Origin of the sequence: Aristophania vespae, assembly GCF_009906835.1 — a bacterium.
Taxonomy (GTDB): Bacteria; Pseudomonadota; Alphaproteobacteria; order Acetobacterales; family Acetobacteraceae; genus Aristophania; species Aristophania vespae.
This window is the reverse complement of record NZ_CP047652.1, coordinates 1,564,608-1,585,642: the sequence shown is the minus strand read 5'-3', so window position 1 is coordinate 1,585,642 and position 21,035 is coordinate 1,564,608. Positions and strand designations below refer to the sequence as shown.

25 protein-coding genes and 1 pseudogene are annotated in these 21,035 nt (G+C 44.8%); 5 read left to right on the top strand and 21 right to left on the bottom strand.

Annotated elements, in window-relative coordinates:
- Nucleotides 1–198: 198 nt before the first annotated feature.
- The 14 genes from GT348_RS09590 to GT348_RS07080 all read right to left on the bottom strand — a co-directional run bounded on the left by GT348_RS09590 (nucleotide 199) and on the right by GT348_RS07080 (nucleotide 7,164).
- Nucleotides 199–882 (bottom strand): phage portal protein family protein, encoded by a 684-nt coding sequence (locus GT348_RS09590; RefSeq protein ID WP_256375730.1) that lies wholly within the window; start codon nucleotides 880–882, stop codon nucleotides 199–201.
- A 2-nt stretch (nucleotides 883–884) separates the two neighbouring features.
- The gene (locus tag GT348_RS09585; protein WP_160619111.1) at nucleotides 885–1,526 is read right to left on the bottom strand and encodes a phage portal protein family protein; all 642 of its coding nucleotides are present in this window, start codon (nucleotides 1,524–1,526) and stop codon (nucleotides 885–887) included.
- A gap of 1 nt (nucleotide 1,527) precedes the next feature.
- Complete coding sequence (locus GT348_RS07135; RefSeq protein WP_160619110.1) at nucleotides 1,528–1,770, bottom strand: hypothetical protein; 243 nt, start codon at nucleotides 1,768–1,770, stop codon at nucleotides 1,528–1,530.
- On the bottom strand, nucleotides 1,757–1,972 hold the full coding sequence (locus tag GT348_RS07130) for a hypothetical protein (protein ID WP_160619109.1): 216 nt from the start codon (nucleotides 1,970–1,972) through the stop codon (nucleotides 1,757–1,759). Before GT348_RS07130 ends, GT348_RS07135 begins: the two co-directional genes overlap by 14 nt.
- The gene (locus GT348_RS07125) at nucleotides 1,969–2,274 is read right to left on the bottom strand and encodes a hypothetical protein (RefSeq protein WP_160619108.1); all 306 of its coding nucleotides are present in this window, start codon (nucleotides 2,272–2,274) and stop codon (nucleotides 1,969–1,971) included. Before GT348_RS07125 ends, GT348_RS07130 begins: the two co-directional genes overlap by 4 nt.
- A gap of 14 nt (nucleotides 2,275–2,288) precedes the next feature.
- Entirely contained in the window at nucleotides 2,289–3,596 is a 1,308-nt protein-coding gene (locus GT348_RS07120) for a hypothetical protein (protein ID WP_236646460.1), read from the bottom strand.
- On the bottom strand, nucleotides 3,593–3,847 hold the full coding sequence (locus tag GT348_RS07115) for a hypothetical protein (RefSeq protein WP_160619106.1): 255 nt from the start codon (nucleotides 3,845–3,847) through the stop codon (nucleotides 3,593–3,595). The genes GT348_RS07120 and GT348_RS07115 overlap by 4 nt, the downstream gene beginning before the upstream one ends.
- Nucleotides 3,844–4,218 carry a hypothetical protein gene (locus tag GT348_RS07110; RefSeq protein ID WP_160619105.1) on the bottom strand — a complete coding sequence of 125 codons (375 nt, stop codon included), beginning with the start codon at nucleotides 4,216–4,218 and terminating at the stop codon, nucleotides 3,844–3,846. The genes GT348_RS07115 and GT348_RS07110 overlap by 4 nt, the downstream gene beginning before the upstream one ends.
- Nucleotides 4,215–4,451 (bottom strand): hypothetical protein, encoded by a 237-nt coding sequence (locus GT348_RS07105; RefSeq protein ID WP_160619104.1) that lies wholly within the window; start codon nucleotides 4,449–4,451, stop codon nucleotides 4,215–4,217. The genes GT348_RS07110 and GT348_RS07105 overlap by 4 nt, the downstream gene beginning before the upstream one ends.
- The gene (locus GT348_RS07100; protein ID WP_160619103.1) at nucleotides 4,448–4,684 is read right to left on the bottom strand and encodes a hypothetical protein; all 237 of its coding nucleotides are present in this window, start codon (nucleotides 4,682–4,684) and stop codon (nucleotides 4,448–4,450) included. Before GT348_RS07100 ends, GT348_RS07105 begins: the two co-directional genes overlap by 4 nt.
- A complete protein-coding gene (locus GT348_RS07095; RefSeq protein ID WP_160619102.1) occupies nucleotides 4,681–5,583 on the bottom strand; it encodes a phage protein Gp27 family protein in 903 nt (300 codons plus the stop codon). Before GT348_RS07095 ends, GT348_RS07100 begins: the two co-directional genes overlap by 4 nt.
- A gap of 1 nt (nucleotide 5,584) precedes the next feature.
- Nucleotides 5,585–5,887 carry a hypothetical protein gene (locus GT348_RS07090; protein ID WP_160619101.1) on the bottom strand — a complete coding sequence of 101 codons (303 nt, stop codon included), beginning with the start codon at nucleotides 5,885–5,887 and terminating at the stop codon, nucleotides 5,585–5,587.
- A 73-nt stretch (nucleotides 5,888–5,960) separates the two neighbouring features.
- A complete protein-coding gene (locus tag GT348_RS07085; RefSeq protein WP_160619100.1) occupies nucleotides 5,961–6,389 on the bottom strand; it encodes a hypothetical protein in 429 nt (142 codons plus the stop codon).
- Between the two features lie 73 nt (nucleotides 6,390–6,462).
- Nucleotides 6,463–7,164, bottom strand: coding sequence for a glycosyl hydrolase 108 family protein (locus tag GT348_RS07080; RefSeq protein WP_160619099.1), 702 nt, complete (start codon nucleotides 7,162–7,164; stop codon nucleotides 6,463–6,465).
- 318 nt (nucleotides 7,165–7,482) lie between these two features.
- Here GT348_RS07080 and GT348_RS07075 point away from each other — a divergent pair, with 318 nt between their 5' ends.
- Complete coding sequence (locus GT348_RS07075; RefSeq protein WP_160619098.1) at nucleotides 7,483–7,872, top strand: hypothetical protein; 390 nt, start codon at nucleotides 7,483–7,485, stop codon at nucleotides 7,870–7,872.
- Between the two features lie 782 nt (nucleotides 7,873–8,654).
- Here GT348_RS07075 and GT348_RS07070 read toward each other — a convergent pair.
- From GT348_RS07070 to GT348_RS07060, 3 genes are read right to left on the bottom strand one after another with little or no spacing between them, the layout of a single operon-like run.
- Nucleotides 8,655–9,620 (bottom strand): AAA family ATPase, encoded by a 966-nt coding sequence (locus GT348_RS07070; protein ID WP_160619097.1) that lies wholly within the window; start codon nucleotides 9,618–9,620, stop codon nucleotides 8,655–8,657.
- A gap of 14 nt (nucleotides 9,621–9,634) precedes the next feature.
- Nucleotides 9,635–11,569: a transposase domain-containing protein gene (locus tag GT348_RS07065; protein ID WP_160619096.1), complete on the bottom strand. Its 1,935-nt coding sequence runs from the start codon at nucleotides 11,567–11,569 to the stop codon at nucleotides 9,635–9,637.
- A complete protein-coding gene (locus tag GT348_RS07060; RefSeq protein ID WP_160619095.1) occupies nucleotides 11,569–11,877 on the bottom strand; it encodes a helix-turn-helix domain-containing protein in 309 nt (102 codons plus the stop codon). Before GT348_RS07060 ends, GT348_RS07065 begins: the two co-directional genes overlap by 1 nt.
- Nucleotides 11,878–12,080: 203 nt before the next feature.
- Between GT348_RS07060 and GT348_RS07055 the strand changes: the two genes are divergently transcribed.
- The gene (locus GT348_RS07055; RefSeq protein WP_160619094.1) at nucleotides 12,081–12,515 is read left to right on the top strand and encodes a helix-turn-helix domain-containing protein; all 435 of its coding nucleotides are present in this window, start codon (nucleotides 12,081–12,083) and stop codon (nucleotides 12,513–12,515) included.
- Nucleotides 12,422–12,808: a S24 family peptidase gene (locus tag GT348_RS07050; RefSeq protein WP_369692630.1), complete on the top strand. Its 387-nt coding sequence runs from the start codon at nucleotides 12,422–12,424 to the stop codon at nucleotides 12,806–12,808. Before GT348_RS07055 ends, GT348_RS07050 begins: the two co-directional genes overlap by 94 nt.
- Before the next feature lie 1,280 nt (nucleotides 12,809–14,088).
- Here the strand turns inward: GT348_RS07050 and GT348_RS07045 are convergent.
- Nucleotides 14,089–14,550, bottom strand: coding sequence for a hypothetical protein (locus tag GT348_RS07045; RefSeq protein WP_160619092.1), 462 nt, complete (start codon nucleotides 14,548–14,550; stop codon nucleotides 14,089–14,091).
- Nucleotides 14,551–14,843: 293 nt separating this feature from the next.
- Here GT348_RS07045 and rph point away from each other — a divergent pair, with 293 nt between their 5' ends.
- Nucleotides 14,844–15,551 carry a ribonuclease PH gene (gene rph, locus GT348_RS07040; protein ID WP_160619488.1) on the top strand — a complete coding sequence of 236 codons (708 nt, stop codon included), beginning with the start codon at nucleotides 14,844–14,846 and terminating at the stop codon, nucleotides 15,549–15,551.
- 15 nt (nucleotides 15,552–15,566) lie between these two features.
- The gene (gene rdgB / locus GT348_RS07035; protein WP_160619091.1) at nucleotides 15,567–16,214 is read left to right on the top strand and encodes an RdgB/HAM1 family non-canonical purine NTP pyrophosphatase; all 648 of its coding nucleotides are present in this window, start codon (nucleotides 15,567–15,569) and stop codon (nucleotides 16,212–16,214) included.
- Between the two features lie 915 nt (nucleotides 16,215–17,129).
- Here rdgB and GT348_RS07030 read toward each other — a convergent pair.
- The 3 genes and pseudogenes from GT348_RS07030 to accD form a co-directional block, all read right to left on the bottom strand.
- Complete coding sequence (locus tag GT348_RS07030) at nucleotides 17,130–18,635, bottom strand: replicative DNA helicase (RefSeq protein ID WP_160619090.1); 1,506 nt, start codon at nucleotides 18,633–18,635, stop codon at nucleotides 17,130–17,132.
- Nucleotides 18,636–18,687: 52 nt separating this feature from the next.
- Nucleotides 18,688–20,021 (bottom strand): annotated as a pseudogene (locus tag GT348_RS07025) (bifunctional folylpolyglutamate synthase/dihydrofolate synthase).
- A gap of 34 nt (nucleotides 20,022–20,055) precedes the next feature.
- Nucleotides 20,056–20,958: an acetyl-CoA carboxylase, carboxyltransferase subunit beta gene (gene accD, locus GT348_RS07020; protein ID WP_160619089.1), complete on the bottom strand. Its 903-nt coding sequence runs from the start codon at nucleotides 20,956–20,958 to the stop codon at nucleotides 20,056–20,058.
- Between the last annotated feature and the right edge of the window lie 77 nt (nucleotides 20,959–21,035).

Here is a 21,035-nt window from a genome sequence, read left to right as displayed (position 1 = left end):
TGGTCATTCATATTTCAGGCTGTGCCTCAATTTCGAGGCTATTGCTGGTGTCTTTCTAGCTTGCAAATGAGTGACTATTTCTGATTTGTGCGGGCAAAATCATGCCATGAGGGCCAGACTATTAGGTACAGATTGCCCGCTTTGCTGCTGGCCTGGTCTAATTGAGAGGCAGTTCAGCCGATTATAAAGTAAAGGCCCTTAAGTAGGAGGTGGTGTGGCGTTTCGTGTCTGGGGCTGAATACCGACTGTTTCATCGCCTTCGAGAGGGGGTTTGACATTAAGTCTGGTATATAATTCATCTGCTTTGATTTTCAGTCCCTGCGGACCGAGTTTCTGAACCGCATCAATCAAGACAGAAACAGGGGCTTCGTCTGGTCGGCCAATTGTTGCGATGGGGTAATGTCCGTCAGCAGGGGGGCCAAAACTGTAATCCACCATTTGTTTTACAAGCTGTTCATTAAGGGTATGGGCGAGCAAAAGAGCATCTGATCTTTCTATGTCTTCCTGCACCAGGCGGTGTGTCATTGAGGCGGCGTGTGTTCCCTGCCGGGCATCTGTGGTGCCGGTTTGGCCCAGAACGGCCTTGCTTGTCTGTTCATCCAGCCACTTAATGCGTCTTTCGTGAGTGTCATTGGCGCCGGCGCCGCTTCTGGGTTCTATAAATTCAAGATCCATATTTTTGGGGATCATACAGCCGAGTGAGCCTGCAACGTCTGAAACGGCCCTCCAAAGCGTATTACGGTCGCTATCTGTGCTGGACTGGTCAAATTTACCAACACGGACCGGAATGCCAAAACTCTGCACAAACACGCCCCAATCACGGTTTGAAAATAGTTTGAACAGGCTGTTAAACACGATTGATCGCGTTAGCCCGGCTCTTATGGTCAGGCCAGACCATGAAGGATGGCGGTGTGTAAGGGTAATTCGGGGTCTAGCGGTTGCATCATGGGTTCTGCAACAGCGTCTTTTATGGAGGGGCGTGCTTTTTTGCTGCCTTTGACATCGTCAGCACGGAGCCAAATTGTTTCGCCATCTTGATAGCTGATTTCAAACCATCTTTGGGGGCGGTAAATGAGCTTTTTGGGGTAATAATTTCCAGCCTCACAATGCCAGATAATTTCATGAACCGAAAAACCTTTGGCAATTGCATCTAAAATATCAAAGGCAGAACGCTGAAAAATACCCTTATCGAGCCATTTTTGAACAAAATCGGCGGCCTGTTTCTGTTTGGCCGAGGCCCCGGCGGCCTCAACCGTTATGGGAAGCTGGGCAACTGATCTTTTGCGTGTGCTGATGACCCCCAAATAATGCAGGTCTCTTTCTTCTATCAGTTCGCATAATGTTTGCCAGTCGCTCGAATTTCCTTCTGCGGCTGACTGCAACAATGCGGCGGCATCTGTCGGGTTTAGGCCCGATGTCGCAATGGGATCAGACAGCGCAGGGCGGTAGCCTGACACTGTTGCCCCCAGTCTTTCACGATTGCCATGAGGGGGAAGGGGGGTACCGAACTGGTCAAATATGGCCATTTTATTTCCCTTTACAAATTACCTGCAAGGCAGCGCGTTCTTTTGCGTAATCACGCAAAAAGCGATAAGTTTGACTTTGTGGCACCTGTGCTGCTTTCCCTGCCTGTAATTCAGAAAGCAGCATATGCTGGTCCTGCCTGCTATAGGCCACGTAAGGCGGGCAAAGTCCGACGATTTTTGGGTCTGCGCAGCCTGCGAGCACCAGCACCGCACAGAGGGCTGAAAAAGATTTAAAAAGTGCCATTTTCAAGACTCTCTTCCAGCTCGCTATCTGTATTGCACTTATTTGCCGCTGCCTGAGAGGCCTGCTCAATCAAAGTGGCGCTTTTGCGTGCCTCATGGGCGTTCTCTTTTTCTGTTGCGGTTTTGGCAGCCCGCCAGGATAGCCACACAAGCCCCATTAGCGAAGACAAACCAAGGACCATAATTGAAAGACCCTCTTTCATAACATCACCTTTCCCACCAGGCCGGACCTGCCATAGAAACCACCCGGCCAGTCATGGCCTTCTTCGTTATGGAATGTGGCACGGTGCATGATGCTGCCTTCATGCTCCTCCAGGATAAAGTGAATGGTCCATAAAAGGCGCATAATGCTGGCTTTATGCTTACCCCGGGAGAGGCACATAACGCCGCTTTCATGTTCCTTTTTAGGGGAGGTGTACGGGGCGCTACCTGCGTGTTTCTTCCCAGGGTAAGTGCATCGCCTCATGGGCACATTCAGAAATTCCGGATCGGTGTGCCGTGTCATTGAAAGATCCTTGTTCACAACATCACCTTTCCCACCAGGCCGGACCTGCCATAGGGGCCACCTAGCCAGTCATTTTCTTCTTCGTCATGGGGCGTGGTGTGGTGCATGGTGTTGCCTGCATGTTTTCCCCAGGGGAGGTGAACGGCCTCATAGGCATATTCAGAGGTTTCAGACCGGCTTGCTGCGTAAGCCAGAGCTAGTGCAATGGCGGCATCGCCGTGGCGTTTGCCTGTGGCGCCGGCGGTGCGCTTTTCAGGAATACGTGCAACCCCGCGTATAAGTGTCAGTGCACGCAAATCATCAATAATTTCGCGGTCTCTTGGGACTGTGATGAGCCCGTCTTCAAATGATGCCTTTAATGCTGGCATATTCTGGCGATACCAGGATTCTGACAGCATAACGGCCTGAATAAGTGGGCCATATTTCTGCATTGTGACTTCTGCCAGATATTGCCCGTTACCGCGCCCATCCATAGCGCCGGCACGCAGGCGTGGCAGTCTGTCAAGCGTGTGATGCAATATCTGTTTTTGTTGTTCAAACGGAACGTTACGAAGTTCGATAATAAAGGCGCATTGTCGGACCATATTACTGCTAAGAGCCATTACCCAAATGACTGTCAAATCTCCAGAGCGCCCAAAATCAACCCCAAAGACATGGGGAGTTTTACGGTCCAGCCCTGCTAAAAGAGCTGATAGATCAGTGCGGATAAAATCATTGGCTTCTTGTGTTCGTACTGTTTCGGAAAGCAGTACGAACCCTTCATCACATCCCCAGCGTATGACGGCTATATCACTGTCAGACCGTGCTTCAATTAGTGCCAGTGGCAGATAGGATCCTGTTCCGGAAGAAGGAATGCAAAATAGTTCTTCATCAGCTACGGGGCCATAGCCGGCAATGAGCTCTGAGCGCCATTCTGCTTCTCCCTCAGGGCTCCATTTCCTGCCTGTTTGTTCACAGATTTTACGATAAAGTCCCTCTGAGAGGGCGTCATCAAGTGTTAGTCTTATGAGGTGATAGGGCTTTCTGCCAGAGCGGACGTCATTAACCAATATGTTAAAGGCGTTCTGTTCGCCATTATGGGTGCTGATGATAAGCACTTTTCCGCCCCACATGAGCAGGGCCATAGCGGCTTTGAGCAATTCTTCCAACTTGTCATGAAAGGCTGCCTCGTCAATAATGGCGAGCCCCTGCATGCCGCGTAGCGCCCGAGCACGGGAGGGAAGGGCAAGAACCTTATGGCCACTTCCAAAATCAATTCGAAAAACCTTGATGGCAGCCCCTTCTTTTTCAGGGTCTTTCCAAAAGCTTTCATTTACCTTCATTGTGACTTGGTGCATGAGCCTTGCATGCTCGGCACAGTAATCAATGAATTCCCGTGCCATTTCCAGATTATAGCCAAGGTAAAAGACATCCATGCCCCGCTTTCTTTTGCGGCGGCAGCGGTCAGGTCAGCAATAAATGATGCTGCCCAGGAAATTCCGGTGCGGCGTGATTTTTCAACCACTGTGACGGGATGGTCTCGCACCGCGGTCATAAGGGCAGTTTGATAGGGCAAAAAGATTGGCTTGCTCATGAGGATGCCTCGCAAGATTTTGCGCTGCGTGGTGATGCATTATGTGACTTCACACCAAAGGGTCCGGCCCCGGTCTGCTTTATTGTTTTAGCAAAAAGTCCTTGTCCGGCTGAGGTTGCAGCAATTTTGGCTCCTGCTTTATTGTCTGTCTTTAATGACACATTGTCTGAGTCTGCATTATATGGTTTTGCACCAGAAGCCCCGGCCATGATCTGAGCGATTATTTCGGCACAAAGTCTCTGTCTGGCTGTGAGTAATAATGCTACCCAAGAAATTCCGGTGCGGCGTGATGTTGCAATGACTGTGACAAGGTGGTTTTGCATTGCGGTCATAAGGGCAGTTTGATAGGGCAAAAAGATTGGCTTGCTCATGAGGGTGCCTCGCAAGGTTTTGCGCTGCGTGGTGATGCATTATGTGACTTCACACCAAAGGGTTCGGCCATGATCTGAGCGATTATTTCGGCAGAAAGTCCCTGCCTGGCTGTGAGTAATAATGCTGCCCAAGACATTCCGGTGCGGCGTGATGTTGCAATGACTGTGACAAGGTGGTCTCGTACCGTGGTCATAAGGGCAGTTTGATAGGGCAAAAAGATTGGCTTGCTCATGAGGGTGCCCCGCAAGATTTTGCGCTGCGTGGTGGTGCATTATGTGACTTCACACCAAAAGCCCCGGCCATGATTTGCTCTATCGTTTTGGCAGAAAGACCCTGTTTGGCTGTGAGTAATAATGCTACCCAAGACATTCCGGTGCGGCGTGATGTTGCAATGACTGTGACAAGGTGGTTTTGCATTGCGGTCATAAGGGCAGTTTGATAGGGCAAAAAGATTGCTTTGCTCATGAGGGTGCCTCGCAAGATTTTGCGCTGCGTGGTGGTGCATTATGTGACTTCACACCAAAAGCCCCGTCCATGATTTGTTCTATCGTTTTGGCAGAAAGTCCCTGTCTGGCTGAGGTTGCAGCAATTTTGGCTCCTGCTTTATTGTCTGTCTTTAATGACGCATCGTGTGAGTCTGCATTATATAATTTTGCACCAAAAGCCTCGGCCATGATCTGAGCGATCATTTCGGCAGAGAGTTCCTGTTCGCTGGCTTTTTCGGCAATTTTACCTGTTGCTGTGTCTTCTGTTTTTAATGTCACATTGCGTGATTTAGCCTTACATGGCTTTGCACTGCGTGATGGTGCATTTTGTAATTTTGCATCAGCTTTTTTGGCTGTGCCCTGTTGCGTTATGGCGGTGGAAAGCTTTTGCCTGGATGCTGCTTTAACGATTTTGGGTTTTGCTTTATCTTTTGTCTTTGATTGTGCTTTTTCTTCTATCTTGGTGCGTGGCGGAGCATCTGGCCGGCTGGTATGGGCTAGGGCATAAATCGCATCTGCAAAAGCCGAAAATTCTTTCGGATTTTCTGTTAGTGCTGACAGTTTCTGACTGTCTGATTTCATAAACACATCCAGCAGCATGGTATGAAATAGTTCAGTGAGTAGCACCTGCTTCTGCTTCTGGCCTGGTGCTTTATTGCCCATTTGGGTGACCAGATTTTCGGCCACGTTGCGCGATCTTTTCAGTTCAAGGCCCAGCCTTTTACGCTGCCTGATATGGCGCTCTAAGGCTGTATGGCTGATGCTGGCTTGGGGCAGGGCCTGCATTATGTCATCAATAGTGCAGCCTGCATCATGTAACTCACCAATTTTTTGCCGGGTTGCATCAGCCAGCCTTGATACTGTCGATGGTCTGGGCATTTTAGAGCGGCTTTCTGCCTGCCACACCGCTGACTGGCCGCTCGCATCGCCATGTTTGCAGCCCTCCGGCTGTGAGGCGCACAACAAATAAATGCCGCCCCATTTCCAGCCTGTAATCAATCAGCTTAACGCAGCCATGGCGCTCGAGATGATCAAGGTCATGGCGTAATTCTACAACGTCAGTTGGAAAGCCAAGTTCTCTAAAACAGAGAAGAAGCACGTCTTCATTCAGGCTGCGCCCCGAGGCATCGGCCAAAAATGACAGAATGCGCCAGCGTCGCTCTTCTGTAATGTGTGTTTTCATATCGTTATTCATTGTTCTTTATCTCAATGCAGTCCGATAACCAGCATCATGATGAGCGATTTCTGGCACATAATTAAATCACGGTGTGATCACCGTCAGATTTCTGCTCAGATTTCGTGCCAGGTTTTTGGTCAGAATTCTGCTCTGAGGTTATATCGGATTTCTGCTCTGGTTCCGGTTTTAAAAAAACTGACGCAACATCGTGAATGGCTGCTTTCATGTGGGTTTCAACCAGCTCGGCACGTGGCATTGTAATGCCCGCTATTTTTAAAAGTCTGGTTGTTTCATCCATGGCGTCTTTGACCAATGGATGGCTTGTTTCATAGCTGCGATAGAGCTGAAGTAACTGATCTGCGCTTTTATCTGATTTATTCAGTGCTGCGCGCAATGCTGCTTGTGCGGCTGTGTTATATTTTGATAGCAGGCCAATAATGGCAGGCTCAATGAGTTTTGTTAATAATGGCAGGATATTTTGCGCCAGCCATGCGAGGATTGTTTTCATAAAAACGCCTTTATCCGCGCTGCGTCTGCGCTGGAGGAAAAATCTGTCCGCCGCGCCCGGCAGACCGAGACTCTCACGCCGCTCTTATTTTGTCTGTTTGGTGCTCGCGACACAGTTCAAGGGCTTTTTCAGTGCGTTTTTGCACTCTGTTTAGCCAGCCCCGCCCAAAGGTGCTAAAGCCGCTTTTTTGTCGGTAATCCACATCTTGCATCGAAGACAGGGCACTTACCCATAATAAATTATGGTTTTTTTCCGCACTGATTGCTCTGCGTGTTTGAGCGTTCATCACACCTGTTTCATCAAGCATTAGTGATTTTTGCAGGCATAAAATTGATGTTCGGTTCAAATACGGACCAAGCTGCGCCACCGAAGCACTTTTAATGGCTTTTAGTGTTGCGGGGCCCATAATGCCATCAGTTTTTACACCTGCTACACGCTGTAATAATTTGACCGACGAACCAGGGCCTGTGTTAAAGCCATGATCAAATGTCAGCAGGTCAAGCCCGACTGGAAGGTCATCACACCTCATGGGGTTCCAAAATTGTTCTGTCGCGATACGCTCAAAATCTGCCTCGTCTAACAGCCGCATTTTTCGTGCCGTCAGGGCTTCGATTTCCTGCCCGACAATAGGGGCTGAGAGCCCATATTTTGTGCCCACCAGTTCGCCACAGCCAACCCGGCCTCCCGTCCAGTTTCCAGGGTCAGACCTTAGACACTGATATCCACCTTCAGACTCAATTGTGAAATTTAAGGTTTGTTCAAGGCTCGTTCTCATAGCCTGCACATTAGAAAAACCTGCGCACCACTATCAGGGGACAGAACAATACCCCGATTAATGAGAAACTATTGAGTAACAACTTTATTAGTCATAAAATCTGATAAAAATATGAAATGAAACACAACATATTATTATTCATATTTTGCACAATTAATAATGAGTATAGATTTAAATTTTCGAAACAATATTAGATATAATTTATAGTAATGTTATATAATTTTGTATTGTAACTATAACATTACTTTTAATATTGTAAATTATATTTAATTGTGTTATAATTAATACATATATATCATCAATATTGTGGAGCCGCTTATGGGAGAGTTTACCATTATAGTGCCATCAGAAATTAGCTGGCTCTCTGATGTTGTTGGAGAAGAAAGCTGCTTTATGTTTATTGAGGCTATGGCGGGGCAAAAAATATGGGTTCCACGCTTAAGGGTTGAGCAGTCCAGTCTGGCCAGGTCATGGGGTATTTCACTGGCACGCTGCCTTTCTGAACGTTATGGTGGTGAGCAGTGGCAAGTACCCATGCTCAAAGCATGGCGTGTTAGAAAACTCGCTCTTAAGGGGCTTTCCAACAATGAAATTATTGCCCGCGTTGGTGTAGGGCGTAGCTATATTAAAAATGTTCTCCATAATATCAGGGCAGATATCAGGCCGGCCCGTGCTGTATGTGACGAACGTCAGAAATTGTTACTTTAGGCTGTTTTCACCATTCTTTTAGGCTGAGCTGTTCCTGCTTTGCCAATTTAACCCACATTGGTTTTACTCTGTGAGTTTAGCTTGGTTACTTTGCCTTTTCTGGTTCTACTTTCTGTAGGAAATAATGTTTAAAAGTTGGTGTTTATTGCCCTTGGTCTAGCTGGTCTGTCCTGCGGGCTTAGCATACTAAGTTCTATTTCTGTGAGTTTGTCTCATTAGCTCCGTTTTTTGATACTTCCTCCTGTTAGTTCGAACGTAACAGGGAAGGTAATGTGTAAGAGTTGATGTTTGGCTGCTTTGGTGTTTCTGTTCCTGTTTTGCCAATTTAATTCACATCGGTTTTACTCTGTGAGTTCAGCTTGGTTACTTTGCCTTTTCTGGTTCTACTCTTTGTAGGAAATAATGTTTAAAAGTTGGTGTTTATTGCCCTTGGTCTAGCTGGTCTGTCCTGCGGGCTTAGCACACTCAGTTCTATTTCTGTGAGTTTGGCTCATTAGCTCCGTTTTTTGATACTTCCTCCTGTTAGTTCGAACGTAACAGGGAAGGTGATGTGTAAGAGTTGATGTTTGGTTGCTTTGGTGTTTCTGTTCCTGCTTTGCCGATTTAACTCACTTTGATTCTACTCTGTGAGTTTAGCTTGCTTGCTCTGCTTTTACTGGGTTTTCCCTGCACGTTTGGCCTGACAACGCCACCTCTTTTAGCGTTCTCCCCTGTTAATAAGAAAGTAACAGGGGAAGTAGTGTGTAATGGTGTTTATTTTCTTTGACTTAGTTGGTTCTGCATTAATGTCTGTGCAGGCTGTTTGGTAAGGATGATGATTTGCGCTGGGTCCAGCCTGCTTCAATGTCTGAGGCCTGCAATTCTGTTCTTCCCTCGCTGCCTGCTATAAAATAGGCAAATCTTAAGGTTTTGCTCAGCTCTCTTAGTCCCCCTTCGCGTGAGCCTATCCAAAATAGCAGCTTATCTAGCTCTGGGTTTGTGACACCCCATGCGTCTTTTAGCTGTTCCAGATCAGTTTTAAGGGGTTTTGTGCGGGCTTTCCACATGCCGACGCGACTAAAGATTTGGGCATTTGATTTACTTTGTCCCATCCCTTCAATACGTCCACGTAATGGTTCATTACCGATCCAGGCTAGTCCTATTCCGGCTTGGTCATTGAGTCCACGAAGCTGGTCTAGTGACTCTGTGCTTAAATGTTGTGCTTCATCTATAATGAGTAATCCACCCGTATTGCGCAGCCTTTTAATCAGCCCCCGCATCACCCCAGATCCTGATTTGACTGGTGAGTCTACAATTTCTGCAATTTCTTCAAGCAAGGCTCTTGGTGACCTTAACGAGCTTGAAGCCGTGACCATCCACGCATTACTATTGGTTTTGCAGTAATATTCTGCCGTTACTGTTTTGCTTGTTCCAGGTGCCCCTGTAATCACCCCTATATCTCCAGCCATTTGTGCATATTCAAAAAGCTGCACCCACTGCTTTGATGAGGGAAGCAAAATAAATTCAGGTTCAGTTCTTAATTTGCCATTGAGCTGATGACGTGCTTTGTAAGTATCAAGCCATTTTTGTGCCTGTTCTGCTATTTTCTCATTATTCCCGCCATATTGCCCACTCAGAAACTGACTGACTGTTGATTTTGCTATACCTGACTCACGTGTGATTTGTGACAGTGTTAGCCCGTCTTCTTTTTGCAGTTTTCTGATTTCAGCAATTAACGCGCTATGTGCTGTTTTGACTTCTTCATTCATGACGCTTTTTTCCCTTATGCACTTTGACGCATGAAATTAAGGATGTTGGCCGTCACGTTATCTTCCTCTTCATGCGCATTTTCTTCCGCAAAAGGCGCAGTTTCTTTTGTCACAACCGATCCGGCCCTAAAGGGCGAAACCAGTTTTTGATCTATCAATATGTCTTCATTTTCATTTCGATTTGGTAATAATTTGACCAGTTCTGATATTGTTAGGCGCTTTTCGGCCTCGAGCTGTAATTTTGCTGCTCTTAATAATTGTTTTTCAGCCCGCTTCTTTTCTGCGGCGGCTGCCATATTATCAAACCCTGTCTTTTCTATAACAGGGGCGTCACCCAGAAAGGCGCCACTTTTATTATAGACATGTAGTCCTTCATGCAGGGCCTGGGGGTCAAACCTAACAATAACGCTTTCTCCCATATGGTTTCTTAAAAACTCTCCCCAATAGCGGTTACCCATTAATCTGAGTGATCCATCTCGTTTTGAGGTAACTATATTTTCGGCTGCTCTTAGCCAAAGATGGCGTTGCAGGGAGGTCGGTTTTCTAACGGCAATGTGTGATAGGCTTTCTTCAAAAGCCTGTCGAAAGCTTTTAACCCCACCACATACTCCTGTTTTGCGTCCGGGGCGGTTATTATATTCCTCAATCCCAGCCCCTATGACTTCAAGAAACTCCTCCAGCTTTATGCATCGCTCGCCATAATTATGGGGTTTGCTGGCTGTGCTATTACCTGTATAGGCCCCCGAAAAAGCAGGGTGCTTTGCAACGTCGCCTGCAAGGTCGCGAAAGGCTCTTTCTATTGGTTTTGATTGTCCTGAATAAGGCGTGACAAATACTGTTTCTATACCCAATATCGTCATAATACCTGCGGCATCACCTTCACGTATTTTAAAGCGGAACCGTGTTTTTGCTCCGCCGGTCATTCTTTTTGAAGCAAAGGCACGGCCATTATCGAGATAGGCTTTGTGGGGAATGCCGTATTTTTCTACCATGTCACCCAAAGCAAGCTGGATCAAATCTGTATTTTCTGAGCGGTCAACGCGCCAGCTTACGATCATGTTACTATAGAGATCCTGCCATGCCACCATGAGCGGACGGCCTTTTGTACCATCAGGCCATTCGACCATGACATCCCATTTATGCCCATCTGCATTTACAGAGTCCAAAGCATGCAGGTGCCTACGGTCGCGTTCCTGCGCAGGGATGAGCTGCCTGACGGCCTCGCGCCCCTCACGGGCTAATGTTTTTACCTCGATGGGGAGTTCTGACAGCCATCTCGATATTGTTTTTTCTGATGGAATGGTCCAGCCTTGTGCTTCAGCCACTTTGCATAGCCGTCTGTAGCAGGCCGAAATGCTGGGCTTTTCTGCTCTTAGCCAGTCAGTTTTAACAAAGTCCCATGCCTCTTCGGAGCAGGAGGCTCTTGATGATTTCGGGCCTCTTTTTTCTGGAACCAGATAGCAAAGCCAATGCTCTCTTTCTATATTTCTTACCATTTTTCGCCATCTCATCACTGAAGCGCGACTCACTGAATGGCTGTTTTCTTTTTTAAATGCCTCTATTGCCTCTTCTATTGTCCATCCTGCCTTGTGTAGTTCCTCTACTGACACCAAAAGTTTAAGGGCGTTCAGGGCAGAGGATTTTTGGTTCTCACTCGCTCTGAGGTAAGTTTCCCATCTTTGAGCATGTTCGGACGAAGGTGTTTTTCTGGCTTCTTCGCACCTCAGAAAACGCTGCACCCAGGCTATTTGAGCTATTTTTGGTAAAAGTTTATATGAATATTCAACGCCTCCGCCCTGTCCCTTATGGGGGCGCCACATACGCCCTTTCCATTCTGGGCGAGTCCAGTTCTCTTTCTTTGCTGTTTTGAGCAGTGCCGAACTTTTGGGGACTCCAGGTAATTTTAGTGCCTCTATTGTTCTCAATGTGGCGAACTCTGCTTTGAGCATTAGTCTTTTCCGCACATTTTGCGCAGTTTTTCAGGCACTTTTTTTACGCCACTGCGTTGTGGTGCTCTTTTTACCGGTTTGTTATCTGGCGTAAAGCGTGACGCCCCCCATACTTCGTAAGGGCTTTTTCCCAAAAGCTGTGCCACTCTTAGTTCTGTTTTGATCGAATGCCGCGCATTGCCCAAAACAGCACTAATGGCGTTGCGGCTTAGTCCAAACTGCTCTGATATATGGACAAGAGGTCCGTATTTTTTTCTCAATTCCGCTTTGATATCTTCAACATCAATTCCGGATAGTTTATGTTTCATTATTTCTCTCGTTTTTCAGGTTGGCAGCAATCGGCCCCGTTTCTAACTTTGAAATCGAAACATGTTCCCGATGTTTCCTTTCTTATTATAATGTAAAATAGCAAAATTGGAACTTAAAGTAGCAATTACGAAGTTAAAATAATTGTAATGTTTTAGTTTTGTTACGAAACCTGAGGGATTTTGTCAATTTTTGAGGTTTTTAAATGGATAACATCTCCAAACAGAAACTAAACAGTTCCGAAGAAGACATCGGAAAAGAAAACAGGATAGAGCGTCTCAAATTTGCGATTCAGAAAGCTGGTGGAAACAAAGCTGTTTCACAGAATTCTGGTGTTCCTCTGGGAACGCTTAATAATTATCTTGCAGGACGTAATATGAAGCTGGATGCTGCCATTCGTTTGGCAGGGGCCTGCGGTGTTTCACTTGAATGGCTTGCTCTGGGTAAGGAGGAGTCTTCTCACTCTGATTATCCTGCGATGGGGGTGAGGGTGATTTATGCATGTTGCCGTGGCTACCTGCTGAATCTGCGGCTGGGCATGCTCTTATGCCTCATAATTGGGAGCATACCGAAGAAATGCCGGTTTCCAGGCGTTTTCTTCTCGAAATTCTGGGCTTTATCCCGCATCATTTATTTATGATGAGGGTCAGGGGTGACAGTATGCTGCCTAGCATTAGGCCGCAGGATGTTATCTTTGTGAATTACAAGCCAGAGCAGATAGAGCCAGGCATTTATGTCCTATCTGTTAATGGTCTGGTTTTGGTAAAGCGGCTTGGTTTGAAAGATCCGCGTACTTATATGATTATGAGTGACAACAAGGATTACCAGGATTTTGACGTAGCAATGGATGATATTTGCTGGGGCGCTGCTGTTCCAGATGTTGAAGTTCGCGTCATAGGAAAAGTTATTGGTCATATCCGTCTGGATAGTTAAGCCGCGCCTAATTTTTCTATCCTTCATGGCTAACATTATTTTTCTCTAGTCTCAAAGGCAATATGAGAGCGCCCCAGCGTGCGTGCTATGGCGCACTAGGAGGCTGTCTATAAAGGTTAGTTGCGTTGAGCAATTTGTCTAAAATCTGTTCTGAAACACGTTTCAAACAGGGTTAAAGTATTTTCCTAAATTTCGGGAGATGTTTTATAAATTTGTCTTAAGGATAAAGAGAGAACAGGGGCAGGTATCAAAAATCCGCCCATGGTTTTAAAAGAAAGAAATATCTTCTTTCCTATTGCCCCATCCGCCCCTCCCGGAAAATTACAATTTCTAACTCTATCTCTCTCAGTTATCCCGTTCAGTCTCGATTCTATATCCGTCTCAATAATTATAACTAGGGACAGTGGGCAGTCAGGTAGTTTTTATGGGCTGTGAAAGTGCTTAAAAGAGGCATTTTTCAAGAGAGTCTTTAGATGATTTCTGCTCTGCCATCGTAGGCGCAATCTATAGTCTGCTTAAAATTATAGGGGTTATGAGAGTATGACTCTGCTAAGGAATGCATATTCAGACGCTGATTAGTGCAGTAAAATCATGTTGGATTTATATCTATCAGGTCATGGACCCAACTTTGACACGGCACATTGCGCTTAGTTTAAAATGAAATAACTTCACATTTATAGACTTATAAAAACGTTTTTATAAATGGGCGATGCTCAAGGTTTTATACTTTACATAATGAAAGAGTGAACAATAGAAATTGTTTATTTTTATAAAAATAAAATATATTATGGGATATCCTGAAGTCAAAAAATAATACGGATAAATTTTTTTATAAAATAAATTAATTTGTAAATATATATAATATATATTATTTTATATCTACTTAAAAATTTAATATTTAAACTAAAATTAATAATAGTAAAACTATTTTAATAATAAACAAATATTAAGTAAACTAGTTCATACTTAATTTTGTGACCGCGAGATGCTTAGTTTTAACGTAAAAACTGGCATAGCACCGGATTGACAATATGTAAGAGGGCCAGAAGTGACAGTCTAGCTCAAAATTTATTATCAATTAAAGCATGAAAAGGGGTAGATAATTTTATATAATAATAGATAAAAATAATGAATTTCTTACAACTGTTACATAGCGAATAATTTTTAGAAATTATCACTTTCATTTCAATTATTTAAAACTAATGATCTGAATATTGGAAAATTTATATTAAAATGGTCCAGATCAATTATTATATTAAGAAATATTTAATCTTTTATAACTATCTTTTATGGTGGAATGGGTTTGTGGAAAAAGGAGGGTTTAATTTGAAGTAATTTTTTACAAATTCACGACCTTTTGAGGTTATTTTAAAACCAAAAGGAATGTCCTGTGCATATTTTTGGTAAATAAAATTAGAGTCATTTGATTTATGTGATTTCAGGTTACGCACCAGCTGGAAAATTATCGGGTTTGCCCGAGCCCTGTTTTTATATTTATGGGGTTCTGGTAATTTTACATAGCAGGGAAGAGTGTCAATGAGATCTCTGGTTAAGATTTTTCCACCTGGAGAGACAGACATTATCAAAAGCGCATACTTCCAAAGATCTTCGCTCATATTAATCTCAACGGGAAAACGTTTTCTCGATTCCGCTAAGAATGGAGGGATCCGGATGATACTGTCTTGGTGGTGTTTGGGCTTGAGAGAGGCTAAGTGTTGGGCATATGTTCCATCTTCTAGCATGACAAATTAGTTTCCTTATAAAATACACATTATTGAAATAGTTAAGCCATAAATTTGAGTAAGGCCTTTTTTTCGTAAGAATCAAAGAAGCTAAGTCAAAACCTTCTAACAACACATATTTTATGACTACATTTTTCGGTAACGATGTAAATTTGCAACTTATGGTTGTTTTGTGGCGTCGATAGCTGCCTTAATTTCAGCTCTGTTTCATCACATGACTAATGATGAAAGGTCCTCTATGCTGAGGCTATAAAGGCTTTATGTAGCTGAAAATGAACGATAAGGATGAAGTTATGACAAAGCGACCTTCAGGCCGTGCTGTAGATGAGTGTCGAGCTGTTTCTATTGAAACAAATTTTGCTCATCATGCTGAGGGGTCTGCTCTCATTAGAGTGGGAGGTACGGAAGTGCTTTGCACAGCGTCTGTTGAGCAGAGAGTACCGCCCTTTTTAAGAAATAAAGGCCAGGGTTGGGTAACAGCAGAATATGGTATGCTTCCTCGTGCAACCCATACGCGTGGTAATCGTGAAGCGGCTAAGGGTAAACAGTCAGGACGTACGCAAGAGATCCAGCGTTTGATTGGTCGTTCTTTGCGTGCTTGTGTCGATCTTAAAGCTTTAGGTGAATGTACAATCACTCTCGATTGCGATGTGTTAAATGCTGATGGAGGGACACGTTGTGCTTCTATTACGGGAGCTTGGGTGGCCTTAGCGCAGGCTTTAGACAAAATGGGGCGTTCCTCGGCTTTGACAGGGCAGGTAGCTGCAATTTCATGTGGCCTCACACAGGCGGGGGCAGTGCTTGATCTGGATTATGCTGAAGATAGCAATGCGCAGGCAGATACAAATTTTGTTATGACAAGCGATGGCGGTATTGTTGAAATTCAGGGTACGGCAGAAGATAAACCTTTTCAAAAAAAGGAATTCTTCGCACTTTTTGATTTAGCTGAAAAAGGCATAAAAGAGCTAATTGAAGCGCAAAATAAGGCGCGTCGGAAATAAAGACGGGGTGGCATAATGCCAGAAAATGCTCATAAACGCCTTTTACCAGTGGGAGCAGAGATCGTTCTTGCTACCCATAATAAGGGCAAAATTCGTGAATTCATGAAGCTCTTGGCACCTTATAACATTAAGGTACATTCTGCTGGAGATTTTCGTCTCGCCGAACCTGATGAAACGGAAGATAACTTTGAGGGCAATGCTGCACTCAAAGCTTTTGCAGCAGCGAAAGCGACGAATTTGCCAGCGTTAGCTGACGATTCAGGTTTTTGTGTTGCGGCTTTAGGAGGGTTACCAGGTATTTATTCTGCTCGATGGGCCGGTCCAGAGCGTGACATGAAATTAGCGATGCAACGTGTTCATGATGAGATGGTTGCCAGTAATAGCAATGATCAGTCAGGCTCTTTTGTCACGGTGCTTTGCCTGGCATGGCCAGATGGCGTGAAACAATTTGTACGAGCAGAAGTCGCAGGCAGAATCTGTTGGCCACCGCGAGGAGAGCAAGGACATGGTTATGATCCTATGTTTATTCCAGAGGGACAAAATCCTGACTGTAGAGAAGATGAACGTACATTTGGTGAAATGAGTGATGAAGAAAAAAATCGTTATAGTCACAGGGCTGTAGCAATTCATAGATTCATTGCGGAATGCTTAGAGAAAAAATAAAAAACTACTATAGTTGGTAGTATAAAATATAAGTCTATGTCTGTGAGCAGATAATTATCTTTTTACAGAAACATAATGCGCCAAGAGTTTTACCTATTGGATTAGGAACTTTTGGCGCCCGTTTGCTTTATATAAGCAATGGAATCAGCGAAATTATTTTCTACTGATAAAATTTCTTCAATTGATATAGCAGGCCAGATGAGGCGCATTATGACTGAGCGAAACAGCTTACTGACGCGCCATTAAGAAAAACAAAACAGGCTTAGCTATTGGGATGGTGAGTTTGCAGGTTTCAATCTTATTGGAGTGGAAGGGCTTTCACCCTGGGTTAAAGATTGGAGTATTTCAACAAATCTTTATAATTCGGGGCACTTTTGATTTTAAAATTTAGTTTTTTGATGACGTAAAGACTATTTTGTTAAGCTTTCAAGGGCAAAGACATTTTAGAAATTAAACGATATTCGTAACATAACAAAGAGATATGCGTGTTTGTGAAGGGTGTATGGCGATGAAATGGGTGCCACTACATCTCTTTTACTAATTTAACGGATTGCAAGAGGGCTCTTTTTAAGAGCGTAATTTGGCACGTAGCTATGGTGCAGTAAGAAGGCGCGTGTTGTAGTCTTCTGGCTCAATAGATGTGATGAGTATCGGTAACGTCGTGTCACATCCTCATTATATATTTAACGTAGGTGTTCATTTTTTATAGCAGCATAAATTCACGGACATTTTTATAACTTTAAGAATCGTTATAATTTCTATGAGAAAAGAGCTAAAGGCTGACTGGAATTGCGATAAGGCAGCCTTTAGGAAACGATTTTACGACAAAGCCCTTAAAACGCGTTTTGAACACAGAAAATGCGCCGGGCTAATGCGAGAAATAAAGGTTATTCGCTCTCTAGCTTGATTGTATTTTTATTCATGGAATGTATCAAGATCAGAAAAGCGCGTATATTGCCCATCGAAAAAGAGCTGTACAGTACCAGTTGGCCCGTGACGCTGTTTTTCGATAATAAGCTCAGCTTTATTATGGATAGCAGCCATTTTACGCTGCCAGTCATCCAGAGCAGCCTGATATTTATCAGGGCTTTCAAAGGTAGTTTCTTTAGGCTGGCGCTGTTGAAGGTAATATTCATCACGATATACAAACATCACCAAATCAGCATCTTGTTCAATAGAACCCGATTCACGTAAATCGGACAACATGGGACGCTTATCTTCGCGAGATTCGACCTGACGAGAGAGCTGTGACAGTGCAATGACAGGTACTGAAAGTTCTTTTGCGATGGCTTTGAGGCCCTGTGTGATCATGGAAATTTCCAAGACGCGGCTTTCTGGCCTTGTGCCAATGGCAGGACGCATGAGCTGCAAATAATCAATAACAACCAGGTTCAGTCCCTTTGTGCGAGCCAGACGGCGGCACCTTGTGCGCATGGCTGAGAGTGAGAGAGCGGGCGTATCATCAATATGGAGGGGGAGGCGCTGTAATTCTCTTGAAACGCGGACAAAGCGGTCAAATTCTTTTTGTCCAATATCACCCCGTCTGATTCGCTCACCCGAAACTTCGGATTGTTCAGAAAGAATACGTGTTGCTAATTGTTCTGCTGACATTTCAAGCGAGAAAATTGCAACGCTTCCTTTAGGAGGCGTATTATTATCTTCTGCTTCGCGCATAATGGCTTGTGCCGCAGAAAAGGCGATTTTTGTGGCTAAAGCTGTTTTACCCATAGCTGGCCGGCCGGCAAGAATAAGTAAATCAGAAGGGTGTAATCCACCGGTTTTTTTATCAAAATCTCGTAAACCTGAGGTTAGACCAACAATGTCGCCCGTGCGAAGAAAAGCCTGTTCTGCTGTTTCTAAAGCATGAGTCAAAGCCCGTTCGAAGGAAACAAACCCTCCATCTTGCCCTTTATCAGTGGCCAGTTTGAAAAGTGCCTCTTCCGAAGCGGCAATCTGGTCAGTCCCGTCCAGTTCTGTGCGAGCACCATAGGCATTATTGACGACAGTTTCGCCAATATCGATTAACTGACGGCGAATCCAACAATCGTGAATAACGCGACCATAATCACCAGCATTAACAATGCCCACCATCGCATTGAGCAATTGGGCAAGATAGGCAGGTCCACCAGCCCCTGCCAAAATGCCACTATGTTCAAACTCAGCGCGCATCGTGACAGGATCGGCAAGCTGTCCACGTTCTATGCGTCGCGTAATGGCTTCGTAAATGCGGCCATTAATCTCATCTGAAAAGTGAGAGGGATGTAAAAAGTCCGAGACATGCTCATAGGCTTTATTGTTGGTTAGAATAGCCCCTAGCAAAGCCTGCTCAGCAGCTAAATTAGCTGGAGGAGAGCGTTGCAAAAGAGCGGTTATGCTTTGAGAGGAGGTTGTATCAGACGAAGAGGGGACTAAATCGTTCATAGAATTTAAGTTATAGCCTTGTTAAGCGGGCGTGACATTGAGAAATAATTTTTTAGTGAAGATTCGTGCCGTCTTGAGAAAGAGCGCAGCCTGCTAGATAGAGGCTACCGCAAATGAGTACGCGGGCTTTGGTCGTTGTTGCATAGTGGCTGGTTAAATACGCTAATGCGGCTTTGATGGTTGAGCCTTTAAGGGCTTTACCACCAGCTTTTTGTGCTGATTTCATGATAGCTTCAACATTCATGGCTAAATGCTGGTCTGGCTCTGCAACAGCTTGTATAGTCTGTGCATAGGGCATGAGAGGGCGTAAAAACCCGCTTGCATCCTTGCTATCCTTTAACCCTACGATAAGATGAATAGGTTGGTCATTCCAGTCTTTTAAGACCTTGGCCAAAGCTTCTCCTGCCCCTGGATTATGCCCTCCATCTAAAATGAGAGACCATTCCGGAGGAAGCATCTTTTTTAGTGCGCCATTAAGGGGTTGTAAGCGTGCGGGCCAGCTTGCCTTTGAAATAGCAGCAAAAGATGAGAGAGGAAGCGCCAAATCTGCCAGTCTTAAAGCTGCTATGGCGAGGGCAGAATTCTGGTTTTGATGAGGTCCTTCCAATGCAGGAAGAGGTAGGGATAATGTGCCCAAAGGATCAGAATAGCTTATACCCTTTGCTAAATCCTGAAGGGTGATTTCATCATTTAAAACATAACTTGGTGCTGAATGTTCTTGGGCAATAGAGCGTATAAGCGCCAAAACGTCTTTTTCCTGCGGGGCAATAATGACAGGAACATGATTTTTGATAATTCCTGCTTTTTCTCGCGCAATAGTGACGATGTCATCACCTAAAAAAGCCTGATGATCAAGGCTGATAGAGGTGATAATGCACGCTATTGGTGCTGGTATGACGTTGGTTGCATCATATTGCCCCCGAGTCCAACTTCTATGATTGCAAGATCAGCAGGAGTGCGTGAGAAAAGAAGAAATCCTGCGGCGGTTAAAACTTCAAAAACGGTAATGGGGTCGCCATTATTAATGCGCTCAATTTCTTCTAATGTTTCAATAAGCTGTTCTTCAGAGACAAACTGGCCAGCAAGACGGAAACGTTCTGTAACACTAAGCAAATGCGGGCTTGTCATAACATGCACACGCAGGCCAGCAGCTTCAGCAATGGCTCTTAAATTAGCGCATGTGCTGCCTTTGCCATTTGTCCCTGCGACATGAATGACTGGTGGCAAATTGCGTTCAGGATGGCCTAACTTGGCTAAAAGAGCTTCAAGGCGGCCTAAGGAGAGGTCAATTAACTTTGGGTGAAGCTCTTGCAAACGTGCAATAACAAAGCCTGCCTTCCCACGATACTCGCCAGATGGCGGCAAACGCTGCTGAGAAACTGACATAATGACTATTCTACCTTAAGCGCCAAGGTGGTTGTTATTTTTGAAATTTTTCTTTTTGCCCCGTTTCAGAAGCATTATCATTTTCTTGAGGCTTGTTAGAGCCAAGAAGAGAAATAAGACGCTTTAGCAAATCGGGTAGTTCTGCTCTTTTAGCAACAATGTCAACCATACCGTGTTCACGTAAATATTCCGAGCGTTGGAATCCTTCGGGAAGTTCTTCACGCACCGTATCGCGAATAACACGTGGCCCGGCAAAGGCAATAAGAGCATTGGGTTCAGCGATATGAATATCGCCTAACATTGCAAATGAGGCTGATACCCCCCCAGTAGTCGGGTTTGTAAAGACTACAATATAGGGCAGTTTGGCTTCACGCAGCATTTGTACACCAATTGTTGTACGTGGCATCTGCATAAGGCTAACAATGCCCTCTTGCATGCGGGCCCCACCTGAAGCGGTAAAAATAATTAGCGGGGCTTTTTGCAATACAGCAAGTTGGCATGCAGCAAGAAAGGCTTCACCCAGCGCAGCACCCATTGTTCCGGCTAGGAATTCAAATGCCATTACAGCAATAACAGCAGGGTTACCCCCGATTGTGCCATGAGCAACGAGCATAGCTTCGTCAAGTTCAGACTTTGTACGTGCTGCTTTAAGGCGGTCTGTATAACGTTTTGAATCACGAAATCCAAGCGGATCAGTTGGCATTTTTGGAAGTTCGATTGTGGTATATTGCCCATCATCAAAAGTCCAGGCCAGACGTTCATGGCCCAGGGCACGCATGTGATGGCCACAATGGGGGCATATTTTTAAATTGCGTTCCAAATCGCGAATGAGCAACATTTGAGAGCAGGATTCGCAGTTTGTCCAGAGGTTGTCTGGGATATCCCGTTGAAGTAAGCTCCTCAGTTTGGGGCGCACATATTCGGTCAGCCAGCTCATAGTCTCTGTTTACTCTCCGCAGATTAGCTCACTATCGTCACTGAGTTAACGTCACAGTGACAGGATTGTGACATAGT